Source organism: Candidimonas sp. SYP-B2681 (assembly GCF_003971065.1).
Taxonomy (GTDB): Bacteria; Pseudomonadota; Gammaproteobacteria; order Burkholderiales; family Burkholderiaceae_B; genus Pollutimonas.
Genome location: NZ_RYDV01000004.1, coordinates 228,911 through 247,768 on the forward strand (window position 1 = coordinate 228,911; position 18,858 = coordinate 247,768).

18 protein-coding genes are annotated in these 18,858 nt (G+C 55.8%); 11 read left to right on the plus strand and 7 right to left on the minus strand.

Annotated features, from left to right (window positions below):
• The first annotated feature begins 12 nt into the window (after positions 1-12).
• Entirely contained in the window at positions 13-1,719 is a 1,707-nt protein-coding gene (locus EKL30_RS10575; RefSeq protein ID WP_126707192.1) for a hypothetical protein, read from the plus strand.
• 109 nt (positions 1,720-1,828) lie between these two features.
• Positions 1,829-2,125, plus strand: a complete 297-nt coding sequence (locus tag EKL30_RS10580) for a hypothetical protein (protein WP_126707193.1) — start codon at positions 1,829-1,831, stop codon at positions 2,123-2,125.
• A 207-nt stretch (positions 2,126-2,332) separates the two neighbouring features.
• On the opposite strand, the gene EKL30_RS10585 is transcribed toward EKL30_RS10580, so the two are convergent.
• From EKL30_RS10585 to EKL30_RS10595, 3 genes are all read right to left on the minus strand, one after another.
• Positions 2,333-2,839, minus strand: a complete 507-nt coding sequence (locus tag EKL30_RS10585; protein WP_126707194.1) for a TPM domain-containing protein — start codon at positions 2,837-2,839, stop codon at positions 2,333-2,335.
• A gap of 77 nt (positions 2,840-2,916) precedes the next feature.
• Positions 2,917-3,873: a YgcG family protein gene (locus EKL30_RS10590; RefSeq protein ID WP_233583012.1), complete on the minus strand. Its 957-nt coding sequence runs from the start codon at positions 3,871-3,873 to the stop codon at positions 2,917-2,919.
• A gap of 60 nt (positions 3,874-3,933) precedes the next feature.
• On the minus strand, positions 3,934-4,548 hold the full coding sequence (locus tag EKL30_RS10595; protein WP_126707195.1) for a LemA family protein: 615 nt from the start codon (positions 4,546-4,548) through the stop codon (positions 3,934-3,936).
• A gap of 246 nt (positions 4,549-4,794) precedes the next feature.
• On the opposite strand from EKL30_RS10595, the gene EKL30_RS10600 reads away from it, so the two are divergent.
• From EKL30_RS10600 to EKL30_RS10615, 4 genes are all read left to right on the plus strand, one after another.
• Entirely contained in the window at positions 4,795-6,225 is a 1,431-nt protein-coding gene (locus tag EKL30_RS10600; RefSeq protein ID WP_126707196.1) for a DEAD/DEAH box helicase, read from the plus strand.
• 42 nt (positions 6,226-6,267) lie between these two features.
• Positions 6,268-6,897 carry a LysE family transporter gene (locus tag EKL30_RS10605; protein WP_126707197.1) on the plus strand — a complete coding sequence of 210 codons (630 nt, stop codon included), beginning with the start codon at positions 6,268-6,270 and terminating at the stop codon, positions 6,895-6,897.
• A 66-nt stretch (positions 6,898-6,963) separates the two neighbouring features.
• A complete protein-coding gene (locus EKL30_RS10610) occupies positions 6,964-8,571 on the plus strand; it encodes a peptide chain release factor 3 (RefSeq protein ID WP_126707198.1) in 1,608 nt (535 codons plus the stop codon).
• A 78-nt stretch (positions 8,572-8,649) separates the two neighbouring features.
• Entirely contained in the window at positions 8,650-9,300 is a 651-nt protein-coding gene (locus EKL30_RS10615; protein WP_126707199.1) for a hypothetical protein, read from the plus strand.
• A 49-nt stretch (positions 9,301-9,349) separates the two neighbouring features.
• On the opposite strand, the gene bfr is transcribed toward EKL30_RS10615, so the two are convergent.
• The 3 genes from bfr to rpoN all read right to left on the minus strand — a co-directional run bounded on the left by bfr (position 9,350) and on the right by rpoN (position 11,927).
• Complete coding sequence (bfr, locus tag EKL30_RS10620; RefSeq protein WP_126707200.1) at positions 9,350-9,829, minus strand: bacterioferritin; 480 nt, start codon at positions 9,827-9,829, stop codon at positions 9,350-9,352.
• 318 nt (positions 9,830-10,147) lie between these two features.
• On the minus strand, positions 10,148-10,426 hold the full coding sequence (locus EKL30_RS10625; protein WP_126707322.1) for a bacterioferritin-associated ferredoxin: 279 nt from the start codon (positions 10,424-10,426) through the stop codon (positions 10,148-10,150).
• Between the two features lie 91 nt (positions 10,427-10,517).
• Positions 10,518-11,927: an RNA polymerase factor sigma-54 gene (gene rpoN, locus EKL30_RS10630; protein ID WP_126707201.1), complete on the minus strand. Its 1,410-nt coding sequence runs from the start codon at positions 11,925-11,927 to the stop codon at positions 10,518-10,520.
• 16 nt (positions 11,928-11,943) lie between these two features.
• Here rpoN and EKL30_RS10635 point away from each other — a divergent pair, with 16 nt between their 5' ends.
• Complete coding sequence (locus tag EKL30_RS10635) at positions 11,944-12,492, plus strand: hypothetical protein (protein WP_126707202.1); 549 nt, start codon at positions 11,944-11,946, stop codon at positions 12,490-12,492.
• 315 nt (positions 12,493-12,807) lie between these two features.
• Positions 12,808-14,502, plus strand: a complete 1,695-nt coding sequence (gene leuA, locus EKL30_RS10640; protein WP_126707203.1) for a 2-isopropylmalate synthase — start codon at positions 12,808-12,810, stop codon at positions 14,500-14,502.
• Here leuA and EKL30_RS10645 read toward each other — a convergent pair.
• A complete protein-coding gene (locus EKL30_RS10645; protein WP_126707204.1) occupies positions 14,469-14,951 on the minus strand; it encodes a hypothetical protein in 483 nt (160 codons plus the stop codon). The two genes, leuA and EKL30_RS10645, sit on opposite strands and share 34 nt — an antisense overlap.
• Before the next feature lie 741 nt (positions 14,952-15,692).
• Between EKL30_RS10645 and EKL30_RS10655 the strand changes: the two genes are divergently transcribed.
• The 3 genes from EKL30_RS10655 to EKL30_RS10665 are packed head-to-tail and all read left to right on the plus strand — an operon-like array spanning position 15,693 to position 18,856.
• Positions 15,693-16,484 carry a phosphodiesterase gene (locus EKL30_RS10655; RefSeq protein WP_126707323.1) on the plus strand — a complete coding sequence of 264 codons (792 nt, stop codon included), beginning with the start codon at positions 15,693-15,695 and terminating at the stop codon, positions 16,482-16,484.
• A 2-nt stretch (positions 16,485-16,486) separates the two neighbouring features.
• Positions 16,487-17,548, plus strand: coding sequence for an ABC transporter ATP-binding protein (locus tag EKL30_RS10660; RefSeq protein WP_126707206.1), 1,062 nt, complete (start codon positions 16,487-16,489; stop codon positions 17,546-17,548).
• A gap of 12 nt (positions 17,549-17,560) precedes the next feature.
• On the plus strand, positions 17,561-18,856 hold the full coding sequence (locus tag EKL30_RS10665) for an ABC transporter substrate-binding protein (RefSeq protein WP_126707207.1): 1,296 nt from the start codon (positions 17,561-17,563) through the stop codon (positions 18,854-18,856).
• Positions 18,857-18,858: the final 2 nt, after the last annotated feature.

The following is an 18,858-nucleotide window of genomic DNA, read 5'->3' on the forward strand; positions in this document are numbered from 1 at the left end:
TGAGCAACCTTTATGCTTCAAATCAGTAGCGGGAAATTCTTCACGACCGATGAACGATGGGAGACTTCTCACCGCGCGTCTCTCTACACGAACTGCGGATTTTTCCCTAATCTGACGATTACAACCCGAGTGGGCACGATCCTTCCCGTCAAGCCATCTGGCGATCTGCGCACTGTAAGCTGTGAAGTCATTGAACGATTACCTAAACTCCCCGGCGGCCCGTATTCTGGAGAACAAGTCGCAACTAGTGGTGATTCTCTCATTGAAGACTTCGCGGCACTCCTGTCTTTCTGCTTCAAAGCTATCGTCACCCCGGATCAGTACCTTGCTCAACGGCTGCTGTTCGCGCAACGACCGGCTCTCGGAATGGCCGCTCTACCAAAGCAATACCTTCGACATACCTTTGATACCGAGATCGCCATAGCCGAAGCGCAAATTGTTTGGACGCAAACGTTCATCGAGAAATTGATTGGAGCCAGCAGAGCAAGGTACTCTGGAGCAATGCGCGCAATACAACGCTATGTCACAGCCGTGCATCGCCTTGCGGACGATTTAGAGCTGTCATATACACTCTTGGTCGCATCGATTGAATCTTTGGCACAGCAATTTGACGAGTTCGAGCCTAGCTGGAACGACTATGCACAAGATAAAAGAATGTTGATCAATGATGCTCTAACGGGCGCTCCGCAGGATATCTCCGAGAAATTGCGCTGTGCGGTACTTGCCATAGAACACGTAGCTGCTGGCAGGCGTTTCCGAGAGTTCGTTCACGATCACCTCCCCTCAAGCTTTTACCGTGGCGAGGCAGCTGAACAACAAGATGCAGCTGGGAAAGGCGACTTAGACACTGCGCTAAAGATCGCCTATGACTTGAGATCAAAGCACGTTCACACTCTGGCGCCCCTTCCGCCGAACCTGAAAGGTATTCCGACTCATAACGACCTGTTGGTCGTTGATGGAAAGCCGACGCTAACAATTCAGGGGCTTGCGCGCGTCGCCCGCAGCGTTATTTGTGAATTTGTAAATCGATCCGAGAACGTTGACCGTGATATCTATGATTTCTGGCCAGAAGTACCCGGGCGACTTACCATGCAAATGTCGCCGGTCATGTGGATCACGAACGGACAGTCTTATACGGTGAAAGATGCACGTCTCTACTTGAATGGATATCTTTCTATGTTCGCAAACGCTTGGCTGACGGGAGTCCCTCTTTCGACCGACATGCGACAAGTCTTAAAAAAAATAGAACAGCTTGTGCGGGATACGAAGAAACCGCGCGACCGTCTTCCGATGCTCGCTTTGTACTATATCGTTGGAACTAGCTGTCCCGTAGAGTCCCATGAATACCTGCACAAGTTTCTACTCGCATATCATGTGGATTACTTTTCGCCTTCAATCGAGTCTTTGTTGGCCCACATGTTCGCCGAGGAGAACCCGAACTGGCCAGCCGACGAAAGCGAGAAGTTACTCGTGGAGTATATGAAGCAGCGGCACCACAAGAATTCGCACAACTTTGGGCCATTTTTCGGTGCTGCCTTAACGCTTTTTGTTGCCGAGTTGCGTCGCGCGACCGGTGACGAACCGGCCTGTCGGAGGCTTGTAACTAAGGCCGTCGAGAATTTCCCGAAGTTCGCTACGCTACGTGAATTCGAAGCAAGGATAAAAGAGTCCTCCATCCCGCCGATTGTGATCGACGAAGTCCTTCCCCCGAAGCGATGACCCGATAAGGCCGATGATGTGACTTGCATTGTCGGTACGCGAGCGGCTGGTAACTGATTCGAATCCGACATCGGAGTGTCAGATCCGTGCCCAAGACGAATGACGCTTCATGGCCGTTAGGCGACGTAGCGATAAGGCCGACCTTGGATCGCTATGGCTACCACTTCCGGACGCCACGGCCATGAAGTACCCGGCACCGCCGCCACCGTATCCTCCCACTCCACCCAATACCTATCGCCCCGCCAATACCATGCGTCGATGCCAATCCATGTTCTTGAGCCGTCGTGCCTGGGGCTGGGTAAGCGATTTTTTCGCCCGCCGCATTGCCGGGCCATTGCGGGGGTACAAGGCCGCGTTGTCTGAACAGCACGCTTGCGGACAGTCTGGGGGACTGTCCGCGCTGTGAGTTCGCGGGCGCCCCGCAATGGCCCGGTGATGCGGGCAGCACTGGCGAAGCCAGGGCCGGGCGAATCTAGCGCACCCAGCCCCAGGCACGACGGCTCTTAAGAAACCCGAGAGCGAGCAGATCCAAGAACAATAGACCCGAAACGACCAAACCCCTGAACGAACGCACAATTTCGGACAGCCTCGCGCCAGCCGCGTTTTAATCCCTTTACATCAACACCAGCTCATCTGGCAAATCGTTGGTGTGGGCCTGGCCTTCCGGTAAAGGCGGGCAACGAGTACGCAGTATGGCCTCGATACTGTCGATCGCTGCCAGAATGCCGCCCGCGTAATCTTTATGGTGCAGGCGAGCCTGCAACTGATCACAGACCTGGACCCATAACTCATCCGGAGCGGCCACGGCACGATCGGCGATGATCTCGATACGATGTTTATCCAGCGCCAAATACAACAGCACCCCAGTATTCAAGGGCGTATCCCATACCCGAAGACGCCCGAACACTTCCAATGCCCGCAAGTGACTATTGCGTTCGTGGGGCGGGCTAATGGCTTCTATGGCAACCATTAGCTCACCGGTGTGATCAAGTTCACCTTTCTTGATTCGTTCGGCAATTTGCGCCAGTACATCCGAGGAGAAGTGCTTGCGACGCAACCATTGACCCTCGATACTGGCCCAACCGGTAACTTGTTTCCACTTTGCCCCGACTTGACGCACAGCTGCTCCTTATTCCGATCTTAAATTTAGCGCTCAGCGCAGGCTATTTTGCTATGGGTTAATCGTGCGACGAGCGTTCACCAGCTGCCGGAGGCCCCGCCGCCACCGCTGCCTCCTCCCCCGCCACCCATGCCGCCCATACCACCACCACCGCCGCCGCCGCCGCCAAAACCTCCACCGAAGCCGCCGCCAAATCCGCCCCCCAATCCGCCGATTGCGCCGCCGCGCCGCGACGCTCGGGCCGAACTGCTACGGCCACCCGCACCGAATTTGCGACCTATGCTGCTTAATATGAAAGCAACGAGCGCCGCCAGCAGACTGTAGCCAAAACTGCCGAACATAAGAAAAACGAAGACGCCGACCGCAAAGGCCGCGAAAGCAGCGGGCATAAAGAAGGTCATGACGGCCAGCGGGAGCAGCATGATCGCTGGTGATTCGTCAATGCTATCGGCGCTGTTGCTGGCGACCGGCGCAGGCAATGGCTCACCATCGACCAGCTTTGCCAGGCTTTCCACCCCTGCGGTAATGCCACCGGCGTAGTCGTTTTGCTTGAAGCGGGGGGTGACCTGTTCACGAATAATCCGGCCGGCGAGCAGATCGGGCACGGCGCCTTCCAAGCCATATCCGACTTCGATGCGCAGATGCCGATCGTCTTTTGCGACCACAAACAGAATGCCATCATCCACCTTTTTGCGTCCCAGACGCCACTGGTCAAAGACCCGCCGGGCATAACTTTCGATAGTGTCTTCGCCCGTCGTGGGAACAATCAGGACGGCAATTTGTGCGCCCTTGCGTTTCTCGAGATCCGCCAGGATCTGGCTTAAATGGCTTCGAGTATTTGAATCGAGCGTTCCGGTTTTGTCGGTAACCCAATTGGTTAGCGCTGGCACCGGGGCTGAAACCGCCAATGCAGGCGGCGGCATCAATAACCCAAATACGATGGCGAGGAAAATCGTCCCCAACATCCGGACGAGGCTGGAGTTTGAGCCCCAGCCCTTATCACCGTATAGACCAACATATGTAGCAGCGTTCATCCCTAGTCCTATTAACCAGCTATCTGACGCCGGGCACTGTGCCGGCCCGGCCCAATGGCTTTACGATTTAGCGGGTTCGGGCAAGGAGAACTTGACCTCTGGGTCTTTGGTGATTTGGTCTTGCTTGGCCACGCCGTAATTTTCGATGGTGCGATAGCCGAAAATCTTGGCCGTGATCAGGGTGGGGAATTGGCGCACGATAAGGTTGTACTCTTGCACGGCCTGGACATAGCGCCCGCGTTCGGTGGCGATGCGATTCTCGGTTCCTTCCAGCTGCGTCATCAGGTCACGAAAAAGGCCATCGCTTTTCAGTTGCGGATAATTTTCCGATACCGCGATCAGTCGCGACAGCGCCGAAGTCAATTGCCCCTGCGCTTCGTTGAAGCGCGCCATCAATTCCGGGTTTTCAAGATCGTTGGCATTTATCTGAATACTGCCCACCTTTGCTCGAGCTTCTGTGACCTGCGTCAGGACAGCCCGTTCATTGACCATGTAGGCATTCACTGAGTTGACCAGTTTAGGTACGAGCTCGGCACGGCGCTCGTACTGATTCAAGGTTTGAGACCACGCGGTCTTCACTTGCTCGTCCAGGCGCTGGATATCGTTATACCCGCAGCCGGCCAACACTACTGAAAGGCAAGGAAGAAGAACAAGTAACAGTAGACGTTTTATCATGGCAAACCCGGGAAAAATAATAATGCTCAATTTACCGCAAATTACCGCAATGGCGTTGAATCAGGAACCGATCTTCCAAAGCGCGGGCATCTGCGATATAATGCTAGATTACGTGTCGCACCAGTCAACACGTGTCTTGCAAAGCTATTCTTGCCTTGCCTGAGCTTTTTGCTCTCAATTTCTTTTATCGTCTGCCTAGATTGGTATCTCTCAACTCGAGCGATGGGCTGTCGCTGGAGTTAATTCTTGAATACCGAAATTACATTTGCCTCCTTAGGGCTGGCGGAACCCCTTTTGCGTGCCATTACAGATACTGGCTACGTACATCCCACCCCTATCCAGGCAAAAGCCATCCCGCAAGTCATGTTGGGTGGAGACCTTTTGGCTGCTGCACAAACAGGCACTGGCAAAACCGCGGGTTTTACGCTGCCCATCCTGCATCGTCTGCTGCAAACGCCGGCACAAACCCGCAAGGCAGGTCAGCCACGTGTGCTGATTTTGACCCCAACCCGCGAATTAACAGCCCAGGTCGAAGAATCCGTGCGCGCTTATAGCCAGCACACGTCGATCCGATCCATGGTGATGTTCGGCGGCGTTAACATTAATCCGCAAATCAACGCCTTGCGCAAGCCGCTGGACATACTGGTCGCCACCCCTGGCCGCCTGCTGGACCATGCGCAACAAAAAACAGTGGACTTGTCTGCTGTAGAGATACTGGTCCTGGACGAAGCCGACCGCATGCTGGACATGGGTTTCATTCGCGATATTCGCCGCATTATTTCGCTGCTGCCACGCAACCGTCAAAATCTGCTGTTCTCGGCGACGTTCTCGGATGAAATCCGCGAATTGTCCAAGGGTGTGCTGAACAATCCTATCGAGATCTCGGTTGCCACCCGCAACACGGCTTCCGAGCTCGTCACGCAGACGATGGTCATGACCGAACAGTCGCACAAACGCGACCTGCTCAGCTACATCATCCGCGAAAGCGGCTGGCACCAGGTTCTTGTCTTCACGCGAACCAAGCATGGCGCCAATCGCCTGGCTGAGAAACTCGTCAAGGACGGTCTGGCTGCTGCCGCGATACACGGCAACAAGAGCCAGGCTGCACGCACCCGCGCACTGGCTGGTTTCAAGGACGGCAAGGTGGCTGTTCTGGTGGCGACCGATATCGCCGCCCGCGGTATCGATATCGACCAATTGCCGCATGTCGTCAATTTCGAACTGCCCAACGTCCCCGAAGACTACGTGCATCGCATCGGCCGCACAGGCCGTGCCGGCAGTGAAGGTTCCGCCTTGTCCTTGGTCGACCGCACTGAAATCAAGCTACTGACCGCCATCGAGAAAGTCATCAAACGGCCTATCGAGCGCACCACCATTGCAGGCTGGTCGGCCGATATGGTCAAGGCCGAACCGGCACATGTACGTGCCGACGACGACCGCGTGCACCGCCGCTCGAACGCACCTCGCAAAACCGGCAGCAATGGCGCTGGCGCCCGGCCCGCGGGACGCTCCGGTGATTCTCGCCGCGCACCCAGCCCCCGTCCTGAAGGCGGTGCTGGCCGACCTGCGGCATCCGCACGACCTGCGGGCGCCCCGTCTTCGGCAGGCCAGCCACGCCATCGCAGCGCCCCAAGCCGGACCACAGGCGGACAACGCCCGGCTCTCTTGGGAAAATAAGGCGTATTATTTCGCCAATCCCATTCTGGCTGGCTGAACTTCATGTCCTTATCTACCTGGCTCGCTTTCTTTGCCGCATCGTGGGCGATTTCGTTTTCGCCCGGCCCTGGCGCCATTTCAGCCATGGCCTCGGGACTAAAGTATGGCTTTCGACGCGGTTACTGGACGACAGTCGGGCTGATCCTGGGTATTTTGATACAGTTCATCGTGGTCGCGGTAGGGCTCGGCGCCCTGCTCGCCGCGTCGGAAGTGGCATTTGCGGTAGTGAAGTGGTTGGGCGTGGCCTACCTGATTTATCTGGGCTACAAACAGTTTCGCACCGATGCCGCTCCGGTCGCGGTCGAATCCAGTCAAGCCACTCGCTCTACTATCCGTGAACTGATTCTGCGCGGGCTCCTGATCAATATCACCAATCCCAAAGGTTCGGTATTCTTGCTGGCAGTAGTCCCGCAATTCCTGGATTTGTCGCAGCCCTTGGCAATCCAGTATGTTGTAATAGCGGCGACGCTGTGCTTTACCGATCTGGTTGCCATGGGTTGCTACACCACCCTGGCTTCCCGCATATTGCGGCTATTGCGCAGTCCCCGGCACATTCGCTGGGTCAATCGTACATTTGGTGCTCTATTCATATTGGCCGGCACGGTGCTGGCCTCGTTCAGTCATCATAAGTGAATCCTGTGCTGCACGTCATGGCGGCCCGTTTCCGGCTCCTGTGATAACAGACGCTAAAATAAAACTATGAGCATTTCCCAAGAAGTCGCGCGGCGACGCACATTTGCCATTATTTCCCACCCTGACGCGGGCAAAACCACCCTGACAGAAAAACTCCTGCTGTTCGCAGGGGCGATCCAGATTGCCGGAAGCGTGAAAGCGCGTAAAGCCAGTCGTCATGCCTCGTCAGACTGGATGGAAATTGAGAAACAACGGGGAATTTCCGTGGCCTCCTCGGTCATGCAGATGGAATATCGCGACTGCGTAATCAACCTGCTCGATACCCCGGGACACCAGGATTTCTCTGAAGATACCTATCGGGTGCTGACTGCGGTCGATGCCGCGCTAATGGTCATCGACGCTGCCAATGGCGTCGAACCGCAAACGATACGCCTGCTGCAAGTATGCCGGGCACGAAACACGCCCATTATTACGTTCATCAACAAGCTCGACCGCGAAGTACAGGAGCCGCTAAACCTCCTGTCCGAGATCGAGGGGCACTTGGGCATGGACGCTGTCCCCTTTTCATGGCCGGTCGGCATGGGTCGTTCGTTTGGCGGCGTCTTCGATATCCGCAGGAATCGCATGCGCGTTTTCCGCGCCGGGCAAGAGCGCCGGGCCGACCACGATGATCTGATCGACGGGCTGGACAATCCGATCATCGCAGAGCGCTTTGGCGATGCTTTCGTCAAGGCCAATGAAGAGATCGAACTTATCAATGCCGCCGCGCCGGCCTTTGACGCGGCAGAATTTCTCGCTGGCAGACAGACACCCGTATTCTTTGGCTCCGCCATCAATAACTTCGGCGTCCAGGAAGTTCTGGATGCCTTGGTAGACCTTGCTCCGAGACCTGGCGCACGCATGGCCTTGCAACGTGAAGTCAAACCCGACGAGCCAAAATTCAGCGGTGTCGTATTCAAAGTACAGGCCAATATGGATCCGGCCCATCGGGACCGCGTGGCTTTCGTACGCGTGAGCTCCGGTCGCTTCGATCGGGGCATGCGCCTGAAAGTATCGCGCACTGGCAAAGAAATGCGCCCGAACAACGTCGTTTCTTTCCTGTCACAGCGGCGAGAGCTGTTGGATGAGGCCTATGCCGGTGACGTGATCGGCATCCCGAACCACGGCGTCCTGCAACTGGGTGATGTGCTGACGGAAGGCGAAACCCTTCAGTTCACCGGGCTCCCCTTTTTCGCACCCGAACTTTTCCAGGCAGTCGAAGTCAAAGATCCCATGCGTACCAAGCAATTGCGGGTCGGCTTGACCCAATTGGGTGAAGAAGGTGCGATTCAGGTTTTCCGCCCAGAAGCAGCCGGCGGCTCGTTGCTGCTAGGCGCCGTGGGACAACTTCAGTTCGAAGTCGTCGCCCACAGGCTGAAAACAGAGTATGGGGTAGACGCCCGGCTAATGCCATCGCGTTACAACATGGCACGTTGGATTACAGCCTCGGACCCTAAAATCTTGCGAAAATTCATGGATGCCAACGCGGCAAACATCGCCTATGATGTTGTCGATGCCGTTGCTTTCTTGGCAAGTTCGCCAGCTCAATTGCGGGTAGCGCAAGAACTGTATCCCGGTGTGGAATTCCATGCCATGCGCGAGCACGGTGGCCAGGTCTTTGGACAAAATGCATAAGCGCTCAGTCAGCCTTATACGTTTTTCCAAAGTGTCCAGCTTATTTACCGGGCTTCCTTTCCCAGACAGAGGGTAATAATGTCCTGGCGTTTCATCTTTGTAATACTACTAGTAGCCGCAGGTGCTTCAGCCTGGGGTGGGATTCGATTAGGCGACTGGCTCGTCGCGCACGGCCCGGTGGCACCGGTCATCGAGGAACCCCCCGAGCTCTCAACCGTACCAGTGCTTGACGCCAATGGTCTGCCCTATGTGGCGCAGCCGCCCCAGCCTCTCATGAACGGTCAGCTCGGCGTGCCGAGCGAAACGCCTCAAATCGCCTGGGAGATACCTGCGAAATCACTGGACGAAACCAAGTCAAATTCTACGATAGCGCTTGCCACCACAACCATCACCATGGACGAGGCCGTGCAAATTGCCGCTTCGGGGAATCAAGGGTTTCATGGGATTGCCGACGTCGGCGACTTGGGACTCGGTGACAACGGCTACAACGTTGCCCAGCAAGGCTTACAGCCCATCGAAGTGGCACCGCCGCCGCCCGCTCCAGAACCGCAGCCCGCTGCTGCTCCTAGCAATCCAGCATGGCAAGCCAGCCTGCGCCAGGACTTGCAAGCCTGTAGTGCTCAAAGCTTCTTTGATCGCCCTAGCTGCGCGTGGGCCGCACGCAATAAGTATTGCGAACCCAATAACGCCTGGGGACGCACACGCGACTGCCCGGCAAAAAGTTTCTAAGGGACGCCCCTACGATACGTCGTGCATGGGGGCGCCGCGCACAGCGCGATCAGTCGCTTAATTCGCCCATTTGGGATTGCAGGTAATTTTGCAGCCCCACTTTTTGTACCAGCTCCATTTGGGTTTCCAGCCAATCGATGTGCTCTTCAGTATCGTTCAGGATGTCCTGAAACAAATCGCGCGACACGTAATCACGAACCGATTCGCAATAGGCGATGGCTTCCTTCACCGTTTCCTGCGCGCCGCTTTCCAGCCGGTGATCACAGGACAAAATCTCAGGAACGTTCTCACCTATCAAGAGCTTGTGCAAATCTTGCAGATTAGGCAGACCATCCAGCATGAAAATCCGCTCCATCAAGCGATCGGCGTGCTTCATTTCCCCAATTGACTCGTCGTATTCATGCTTGCCCAATTTATTCAGACCCCAGTGATCCAACATGCGGGCATGTAGAAAATACTGGTTGATTGCGGTAAGTTCATTTTTAAGCTGCGCATTCAAATACTGAATAACGGTTTTGTCGCCTTTCATGTCCATACTCCTGAGCAAGGTGAAGATCGATAGCAGTACCGATAGCGGGCGCCTGGGTGTCTAGGTACCGCAGGCACCATATGTTGGCGTATAAGGCTACCATGCCGGTCCGATATTTTCAGCTTTACCAGGGTATTTTGAAAGCGGAGTTTTCGTCCACCACCTTGCTGCAGAATTACGCGACACCGACTTTCCAGTGCGCTTGGGCCCACATTGGACAATTCTTTACAGGGACGCAGCCATGAACCGCGGCAGAATGCCGCGTTGGGGGAAATAGTGGGATAAGCAGGAGGATCCGCTAGATGGTTATCTGGCGAATCAGGCGCGCCGAACCGATACTGCAACCATCGTTTCGACTATCGTCACCAAGCCGGAATCATTCGCGGCATTCAATACGGGCGTACCGGCTTCCTGGCGAACGGTCGCCTGGCCGGCATACCGACCACCGGGCAAATATTCTTCGGCGGTCTCGGCGCAACAGCCGCAACTTGTCGCGACCCCAAGCCGAGCTTGCAAATCGGACATAGTGATGGCGCCATCGGCCACAGCCGACTGAACCTGGCGCTCTGTGATCGCATTGCAGATACAAATGAACATGAGAATAATTATCATCCAGGATCGAATAAAAATCAATCCAGGCTAACAAATTTTTACGCGATCGCGATAGATCGCTTCATTACCCTTCCGATTAAGGGGTTTCCAGTGCCGCCCGGGCTTTCCGTAAAATAGCGGGTTCGATACCGGCCGCCTCGCGGTATTTGGCAACGGTACGCCGCGCAATAACCACCCCCTGCTCAGCCAGGCGAATGGCAATCTGGCTGTCCGACAAAGGTTTCTTGCTGGATTCTTCCCCTACGAGCTTAAGGATTAGCGAACGCACCGCTGTGGCGGAGGTTGTCTCCCCGTCGTCGGTTTGCAACGCCGCGCCGAAAAAACGCTTCAGCTCGATAACGCCCCATGGCGACTGCAAAAATTTCTGGCGCGTGGCGCGTGAAATGGTCGATTCGTGCAGTTCGAGTTCTTGCGCAATGTCTCGCAATAGCAACGGCCGCATCGCGCGAACCCCATGCTCGAAATAGTCTTGCTGGCGATCCACAATCGCCTGTGTGACCCGCATAATGGTGACAAAACGCTGATTCGTGCTTTTAATAAACCCATGCGCCTGCTGCAGTTGCCCCTGCATCGCGGGAGCCACTGGAGCCTTTGCCAGCAGGCTTTCATAGACTGCATTGATTCGCAATTTCGGCACGACGGCAGGATTCAGACTAGCCTGCCATCGGCTTTTTACTTTGCGAATCAACACATCCGGTGTCACGTAATCGGCCGTAGCAATGGCCCAATTGCGGGCCGGCCTGGGCTCCAGCTGCAGCAACAAAGTATGGGCTGCACGCAAGGTATGCTGGGTGCATGACAGCGCATCTCGTAGACGGTTCAAATTTCCCGAGGCCAGAATGCCTAAATGATCCCGCGCAATTTGCGTGGCGCACGCGACAATGTCTGCAGGCAGCGGCGTTTCGGCAACCGCTTGTAAGTGATTCAACTGCAGACAAAGGCATTCAGACAATGATCGCGCCGCCACACCAGGCGGATCGAAGGACTGCAGCAAACGCAGGGCCGTTTGTAGTTCGTCGATGTCAACGTCGAGTTCCACCGGAAGGTATTCGAGAATATCGTCCAACGAAGTGGGCAAATAACCGTTTTGATCGAGTTCGTCGATCAACAAGGTGATCAGAGCGCAGTCGCGCGGCGGCGCATGCGTGACATGCAACTGTTGCAACAGATGGTCTTGCAAAGTTTCGGTTAGCGCAGATTCAGGGCGCGCTTGTTCGTCGTCAGCACTATTATTGCTGGCACGGTTGGCAGAACTTAAAAGCGGCCAACGTTCGTCCTGTTCCTGGGCCTCGTCGGCTACCGTATCGACAACATCGATGTCATACTCTTCCTCGTCCTCGAGCATAGGATTATCAAGCAGGGCCTGAGCCAGTTCCAGCTCCAGCTCTTGAGCCGATAACTGCAACAATCGTATCGATTGCTGCAGCTGAGGCGTCAAGGCCAGCTGCTGATTCTGCCGAAGTTCTAATGACTGACGCGATTGCATAGTTAAAATAAGTTATATGAAAGCAAATACTCAACAGCCCACCCGCCAAGACATTTCGTTGTTACGCAATACTTTACTAAAGCTGACCGCCACGCAAAAAATCTTGTGCGTCGTGGTTGTCATCTTGGTGGCCCTCGTTTGGTATCAACTGCTGAACCGGCTTGTTGCCTTCGGCCGAGATCTCGACTATAGCGGTCTACATGCGCTCGGTGTGCAAACCATTGCGCTGATTAAACAATACAACCCGTTTTTCTGGTGGGCGATCGTGGCGCTGTGCACCCTTATTATTGCTTATTTTTTGTATGGGTTTGTACAAAGCATTCAGCAACGTGCACGCATGAGGCATGTCAGCGAAGACACCATCGCGATGCTATCGCGGAACTTGTCCGAGCCGGCGCTGGAAGTCTTGCGGTGGGCATGGCACGACCGTCGTAACCCCATTACCGTAGGCGATCTGCAACGGGCGGTGCACGAATTGCGCAGCGGCCGGGCCGCCAAAATCACCCTTGCGCGACGCCATTCGGTATTGATCGACGTGCCTGTGATCCCCGCGTCGGATCAATAAAAGTTGCCTATTTGTTGAAAATATGGTTGACTATCACCTATGACGACCGAACACGCTTTTCCTCATAACACCGTATCCCGCAGCCGCGCTGCCGGATCGGCGTTACGTGTTCTACGCGATCCTTCGCGCATTCTCTTGTCGTCGCTCGCGCTATCGCTGCTACTACCGATCGGTTGCCGGACCTAGCGTCTCGTGGCAGTTCGGCAGCCCAGTTTCAGCCACATTTTCCATATCACCGTTATTGTGTACCCAAGAGCTTTGTCCCAGATGCTCCGGTGATTGCGTCAGATACTATCCATATCAAACAGGTGTCCCATGATTTCCAATCCTTCAGACAAATACCGTCCGTTCGTGCCGTTCGCGCGTGACTTTTCCGAGCGCACGTGGCCAAGCAAGACCATTACTCATCCCCCTATCTGGATGAGCACCGATCTGCGCGATGGCAACCAATCGTTGATCGAACCCATGAGCGTTGAGCGCAAATTGCGCTTTTTCGAGCAACTGGTAAAAATCGGCTTCAAGGAAATCGAAGTGGGTTTTCCATCGGCGTCGCAGACCGACTTCGATTTCGTGCGCAAGCTGGTTGAAGAAGACCGAATTCCAGACGACGTGACGATTATCGTACTGACACAGGCTCGCGAGGATTTGATCCGACGTACCGTCGAGTCAGCCGCAGGCGCCAAGCAGGCCGTCGTCCACCTGTACAACGCGTGCGCCCCGGCGTTCCGAAAAATCGTCTTCAACATGAGCAAGGACGAAGTCAAAGAGATCGCACTGGAAGGTACGCGCCTGGTGAAGCAATGCATGAGCGAACATCCCGAGACTTCCTGGCGCTATGAGTACTCTCCAGAAGTATTCAGCACCACCGAGCCCGAGTTTGCATTGGAAGTATGTAATGCCGTTACCGAGGTGTGGCAGCCGACGCCGGAATCAAAGATCATTTTCAATCTGCCGGCCACGATCGAGACCACTACACCCAATATGTACGCGGACCAGGTCGAATGGATGCATAACAACCTGAACCAGCGCGATTGCATTGTCCTTAGCGTGCATCCGCACAATGACCGGGGCACCGCTGTCGCCGCCGCTGAATTATCCGTAATGGCAGGGGCCGACCGCATCGAAGGCTGTTTGTTTGGCAGTGGCGAACGCACAGGCAACGTAGACTTGGTCACCCTGGCGCTGAACCTCTATACCCAGGGCATACACCCGGGCCTGGACTTCTCCGACATCGATGAAGTGCGCCGCTGCGTCGAATACTGCAATCAGTTGCCGGTACATCCGCGCCATCCTTATGCTGGCGACTTGGTCTTTACGGCATTCTCGGGCTCGCACCAGGATGCCATCAAGAAAGGCTTTGCCCAACAGCAACCCGACGCATTGTGGGAAGTGCCGTATTTGCCGATCGATCCAGCCGATCTGGGACGCAACTACGATGCAGTCATCCGCGTCAACAGCCAGTCGGGCAAGGGCGGCGTATCGTATTTGCTCGAGCAAGAGCACGGGCTGGTATTGCCGCGCCGCCTGCAAATCGAGTTTAGCCGCGCGATTCAGCGGGTTACCGATGAAACGGGCGCGGAGGTGACGGCGGCCAAGGTGTTTGACGTGTTCAGCGAAGAGTATCTGGACCGCGATAAACCGCTGAAGCTGATACGCCACCGTATTACGGGGAATCCGAAGGCTCAGAGCGGTCAGCAGTTTTCGATCGAGGTTGAGGTGGAAGACGACGGCGAGGTTCGCAATCTGGTAGGCCATGGCGACGGTGCGATTTCAGCGTTTGTTGATGCGCTGGATGCTGGGGTCCGAATTATGGATTATCACGAGCACGCCATTGGCATGGGTACGGATACGCGTGCGGCTTGTTATGTTGAGCTGCGGGTGGGTGATTCTGCTACCGGTTTTGGGGTTGGCATCCATGGGGATATTGTGACGGCGTCGTTCCTGGCGATCTTGGGGGCTGTGAATCGTCATTCGGTTCATGTGCGGGCTGATGCGGTGGCGTCTGCGTAGTTTTCGTAGCTAGGTTCATGCGGATTGATACGCTGCTTGGCGTTTCTTTCCGCTACCTTTGTGGCTTCTGTGTGTTTACGTGGATACGGATCGAATGACTGCAGAGTGTTTCCTTTCTTTCTGTAGACATTCAATATGCAGTAGTTCTGCGAATCAGATACCTGCAGAACCTTCCCGTCTTTCTGTAGACGTTGTGGAGTGGGTGGTGGGGCCAGCCGGGCCAGCGTGACCGGTTCGGCGCCCCGCGCGCCGAACTCCGCATCGCCTTGCTCGTCCGCCCCTGCGGGCTCCCTTCGCGTACGGCTTGCTCGGCCCCGAAAGGCCCGCCTGCCCCCACCACCCACTCCACAACTGCATCCCTGAATAGTGGAAGGACGCGGGGACGGATTGCGTCCTTGGCCTTCTTGCCGGCACACCGATTTATTGAAAAGAACGAGTACGCTCGCCATGCGCGTCCCGCCTGCCGGGACGCGCATGGCGTCGGGATGGGTCGAGCGAAGGGATTTAGATCTTTTTGTGTGGGTACTGAGCTATCTCGCTCCACCGAACCCCGGGACGACGCGGCTGGACAGCGCGACGCGAATAGGCCAAGGTGCACAGGCCGGCAGCATCATTGGCAATGCGGTCTCTGAACCGACCTATGACAAGGCGCTTGGTCAAGCCAAAGCGCGGACCCTATCGGCGCCATCGCGAGCAACAAAACATCCTCCAACATCCGGGGCGTGAATGCCCAAATAGCGATCCGCAGGGGATCGCTATTTGGGCGGCCCTGACAAATGTTTTGTTTCTCCGGCCACCACGCAAAAATGCCTGGCACACAATACGGCGCGAAGATGGGAAGCGCTGACCTTCTGCAGTGGGGCCGCTGCGGTGGATCGGCTGAAGGGACGTTCGGGGTCGAGCGAGCCGTAGGCGAAGGGAGCCCGTAGGGGCGGACGAGCAAGGCGATGCGGCGTTCGGCGCGCAGGGCGCCGAACCGATCACGCGGACCGTAAGCCGAGCCACCGCAGCGGCCCCACGTCATAAGAAACCATCCAATCTTCCCATAAAACCAGGCATAGGGAAAACACTGTAATCAAGATGCAACACTTCATGTCTAATATGAAATCGTTTTCATACAAAGACGAATACCGGAGGGGCTTTTGAGTAGCGAACAACGCGGTCACACCATGACTCAAGGGGGACAAACCATGTTAATTGCTCAAATCAGCGACCTGCATATTCAGAGCGAAGGCAAAAACAAAGATCTGATCAAACCCGACCGACACCTCGCGCAATGCGTAGCAGCCTTGAATGCCCTGAATCCGCGTCCAGACTTGGTCGTAGTCACCGGGGATCTTGCCGAGCGGGGCACGAAGCAAGAGTATCTAATTCTGAAGCCACTGCTGGACGCACTGCACATTCCGTATCTGGTCATTCCGGGCAACCATGACAGCGTCGAAAACCTGCGCGCCGTATTTGACGACCACAGCTACCTCGATACCGGTACGCCGTTTATTCAATATACCGCCGAGTCCTGGCCATTGCGCATTGTGGCGTTGGATACGACGGTTCCCATGCATGGTCATGGCGAGCTTTGTGCGGACCGGTTGAAGTGGCTGGCCGATACCCTGGCACAGCAGACAGATCGTCCAACGCTAATCCTGATGCACCACCCGCCATTCGAGACCGGCATCAAGCTGATGGACGAGCTGGGTTTGCTCAAGGGACGCGAGGCCTTCGTCGACATCATTGCTCCGTATCGAAATATCGAACGCGTGTTATGCGGCCATCTGCATCGCACGATTGTGTGTCGAGTAGGAAACACCATAGCGTCAACCTGCCCGGGCACAGCACATCAAATCGTGCTGGATCTGGCTGACCCCGCCGAACTTCACTTCAATTTTGAGCCGCCGGGCTATCACTTGCATCATTACGGTGCCAGCGGGCTGGTGACGCATCATGCCGTTATTGGCGACTTTCCAGGGCCCTACCCTTTTTAACTATGTCTTCTATTTCTCTGGATACTATTTGCAAGCAGTATGGCGACGCGCCGCCCGCGGTCGACCGGGTCAGCTTCACGGTGGACGCGGGAACCTTTACCGTTTTGCTGGGGCCCTCCGGTTGCGGCAAATCGACCACGCTCAGGATGATCGCCGGACTGGATGATCCGACTTCAGGGCGCATTCATATCGGAGGCAACGATGTCACCGAACTGCCGCCATCAAAGCGCAAGATTTCCATGGTGTTTCAGTCGTATGCGTTGTTCCCGCATCTGTCGGTGAAGGAAAACATATTATTCGGCCTCAAAGTCCGCAAGGAACCGGCCGCCGAGCGTGAGCCCCGCCTTAAGCACGTAGCCAGCCTGCTGGGCCTGGAAAAATTGCTGGAGCGCAAGCCTTCGCAGTTATCGGGCGGTCAGCAGCAACGGGTGGCATTGGGCCGCGCTGTCATTTCCGAGGCACCGGTGTGCCTCATGGACGAACCCTTATCCAACCTCGACGCGCAATTACGCCATGAAATGCGCCGCGAGATACGTGCGCTGCAGCAGACCTTGGGCATCACCATGGTGTACGTCACACACGATCAGACCGAGGCCATGAGCATGGCGGACCGGGTGGTACTGCTGAATGGCGGAAAAATTGAACAGAACGATACCCCCGACATGCTTTATGCCAATCCGGTGTCAGAATTTTCAGCGCGTTTCATCGGCACCCCGCCCATGAACCTGCTGGCGCTGGATCCCCGGACCCAGCAGATCTCTGGCTGCGGCGGCACGGCCATTAGCAATATTCCAAGCGGTGCCGTCAAGCTGGGACTGCGACCGGAACACATCGCCATCAATGCCAGTGGAAACGTTGGTGCACTCGTAGAAACCGTCGAATACTTCGGCGCGGACTCCATCGTTATTTGCAAAGTCGGCCAGAACACCGGTATTGCTGTTCGGGCGGCCGGCCATGTGCGCGCCAATCCGGGAGACCAGATCAAGCTGCATTGGAATTCTGGCCAACAACATTTTTTTGACGCCTCGGGTAAAGCGCTGCCGCGCACGCCCTCTATTTCTTGATAGGAAAACACCATGCGACGTACTCTGTTAAAAGCCCTTGCAGTCGGACTTGCCGGTGCTTTTTGCGCCGCTCCGGCCTGGTCGCAAGCCAAGCCGGTCGAGATTGAATTCTATTACCCCGTCGCAGTCGGGGGCCCCATCACCAAGATTGTCGACGGCATGGTGGAAAAGTTCGAGCAAAGCCATCCCGACATCAAGATCAAGTCCGTATACGCAGGTTCTTACCAGGACTCAGTCGCCAAGGCGCTGACCGCCCATAAAGGCGGCAACGCCCCGCAATTGGCCGTCCTGCTGTCCACCGACATGTTCACCCTGATCGACGAAGGCGCTGTCGTTCCGTTTGATCCGCTGGTGCAGTCGGATTCGGACAAGAAGTGGCTTGGCGGCTTCTACAAAGGCTTCATGGCGAACAGCCAAACCGGCGGCAAGACCTGGGGCATCCCATTTCAGCGCTCCACCATCGTGATGTACTACAACAAGGACTTGTTCAAAGCCGCCGGCCTGGACCCCAATACCCCTCCGGCAAGCTGGGACGAGCTGGTCACCCATGCACAGAAACTGACCAAGAAGGACAGTGCTGGGCAAGTAACGCAGTGGGGCATCGAGATCCCGTCGGGCGGCAGCTTTGCATACTGGCTGTTCCAGGCGTTGACGACTCCTAACGACGCCATGCTAATGAATGAAGCTGGAAACGAAGTCTACCTGGACAAGCCAGCCGTTATCGAATCCTTGCAGTATTGGCACGATCTGGCCTACAAGCACAAGGTCATGCCCACTGGCACCATAGACTGGGGCACCACGCCCAAAGACTTTTTGGTGGGCAAGACAGCCATGATGTGGACTACCACAGGCAACCTGACCAACATTTTGAAGAACGCCAAATTCGACTTTGGCGTGGCGCCAATGCCCAAAGCCAAGCGTGGGGGTAGCCCAACTGGCGGCGGTAACTTCTACCTGTTCAAATCGGCCACACCCGAACAGCAAAAAGCCGCTTACTCGTTCGTGAAGTGGATGACCAGCCCAGAAAATGCTGCCGCATGGAGCATTGATACCGGCTATGTCGCGGTAAGCCCGGCAGCATGGGAAACCGAGCCAATGAAAAAGTATGTCAAGGAAGTCCCGGCAGCCGCGGTGGCGCGTGACCAGCTGGAAGTCAGTGTGGCCGAGTTCTCGACGCATGATAATCAGCGCGTCACCAAGCTGCTCAACGACAATATTCAAGCGGTCCTGACCAACGCCAAAACACCGGATCAGGCGATGAAAGATGCACAGCGCGAGGCTACCCGTTTGTTGCGCTCGTATAAATAAGC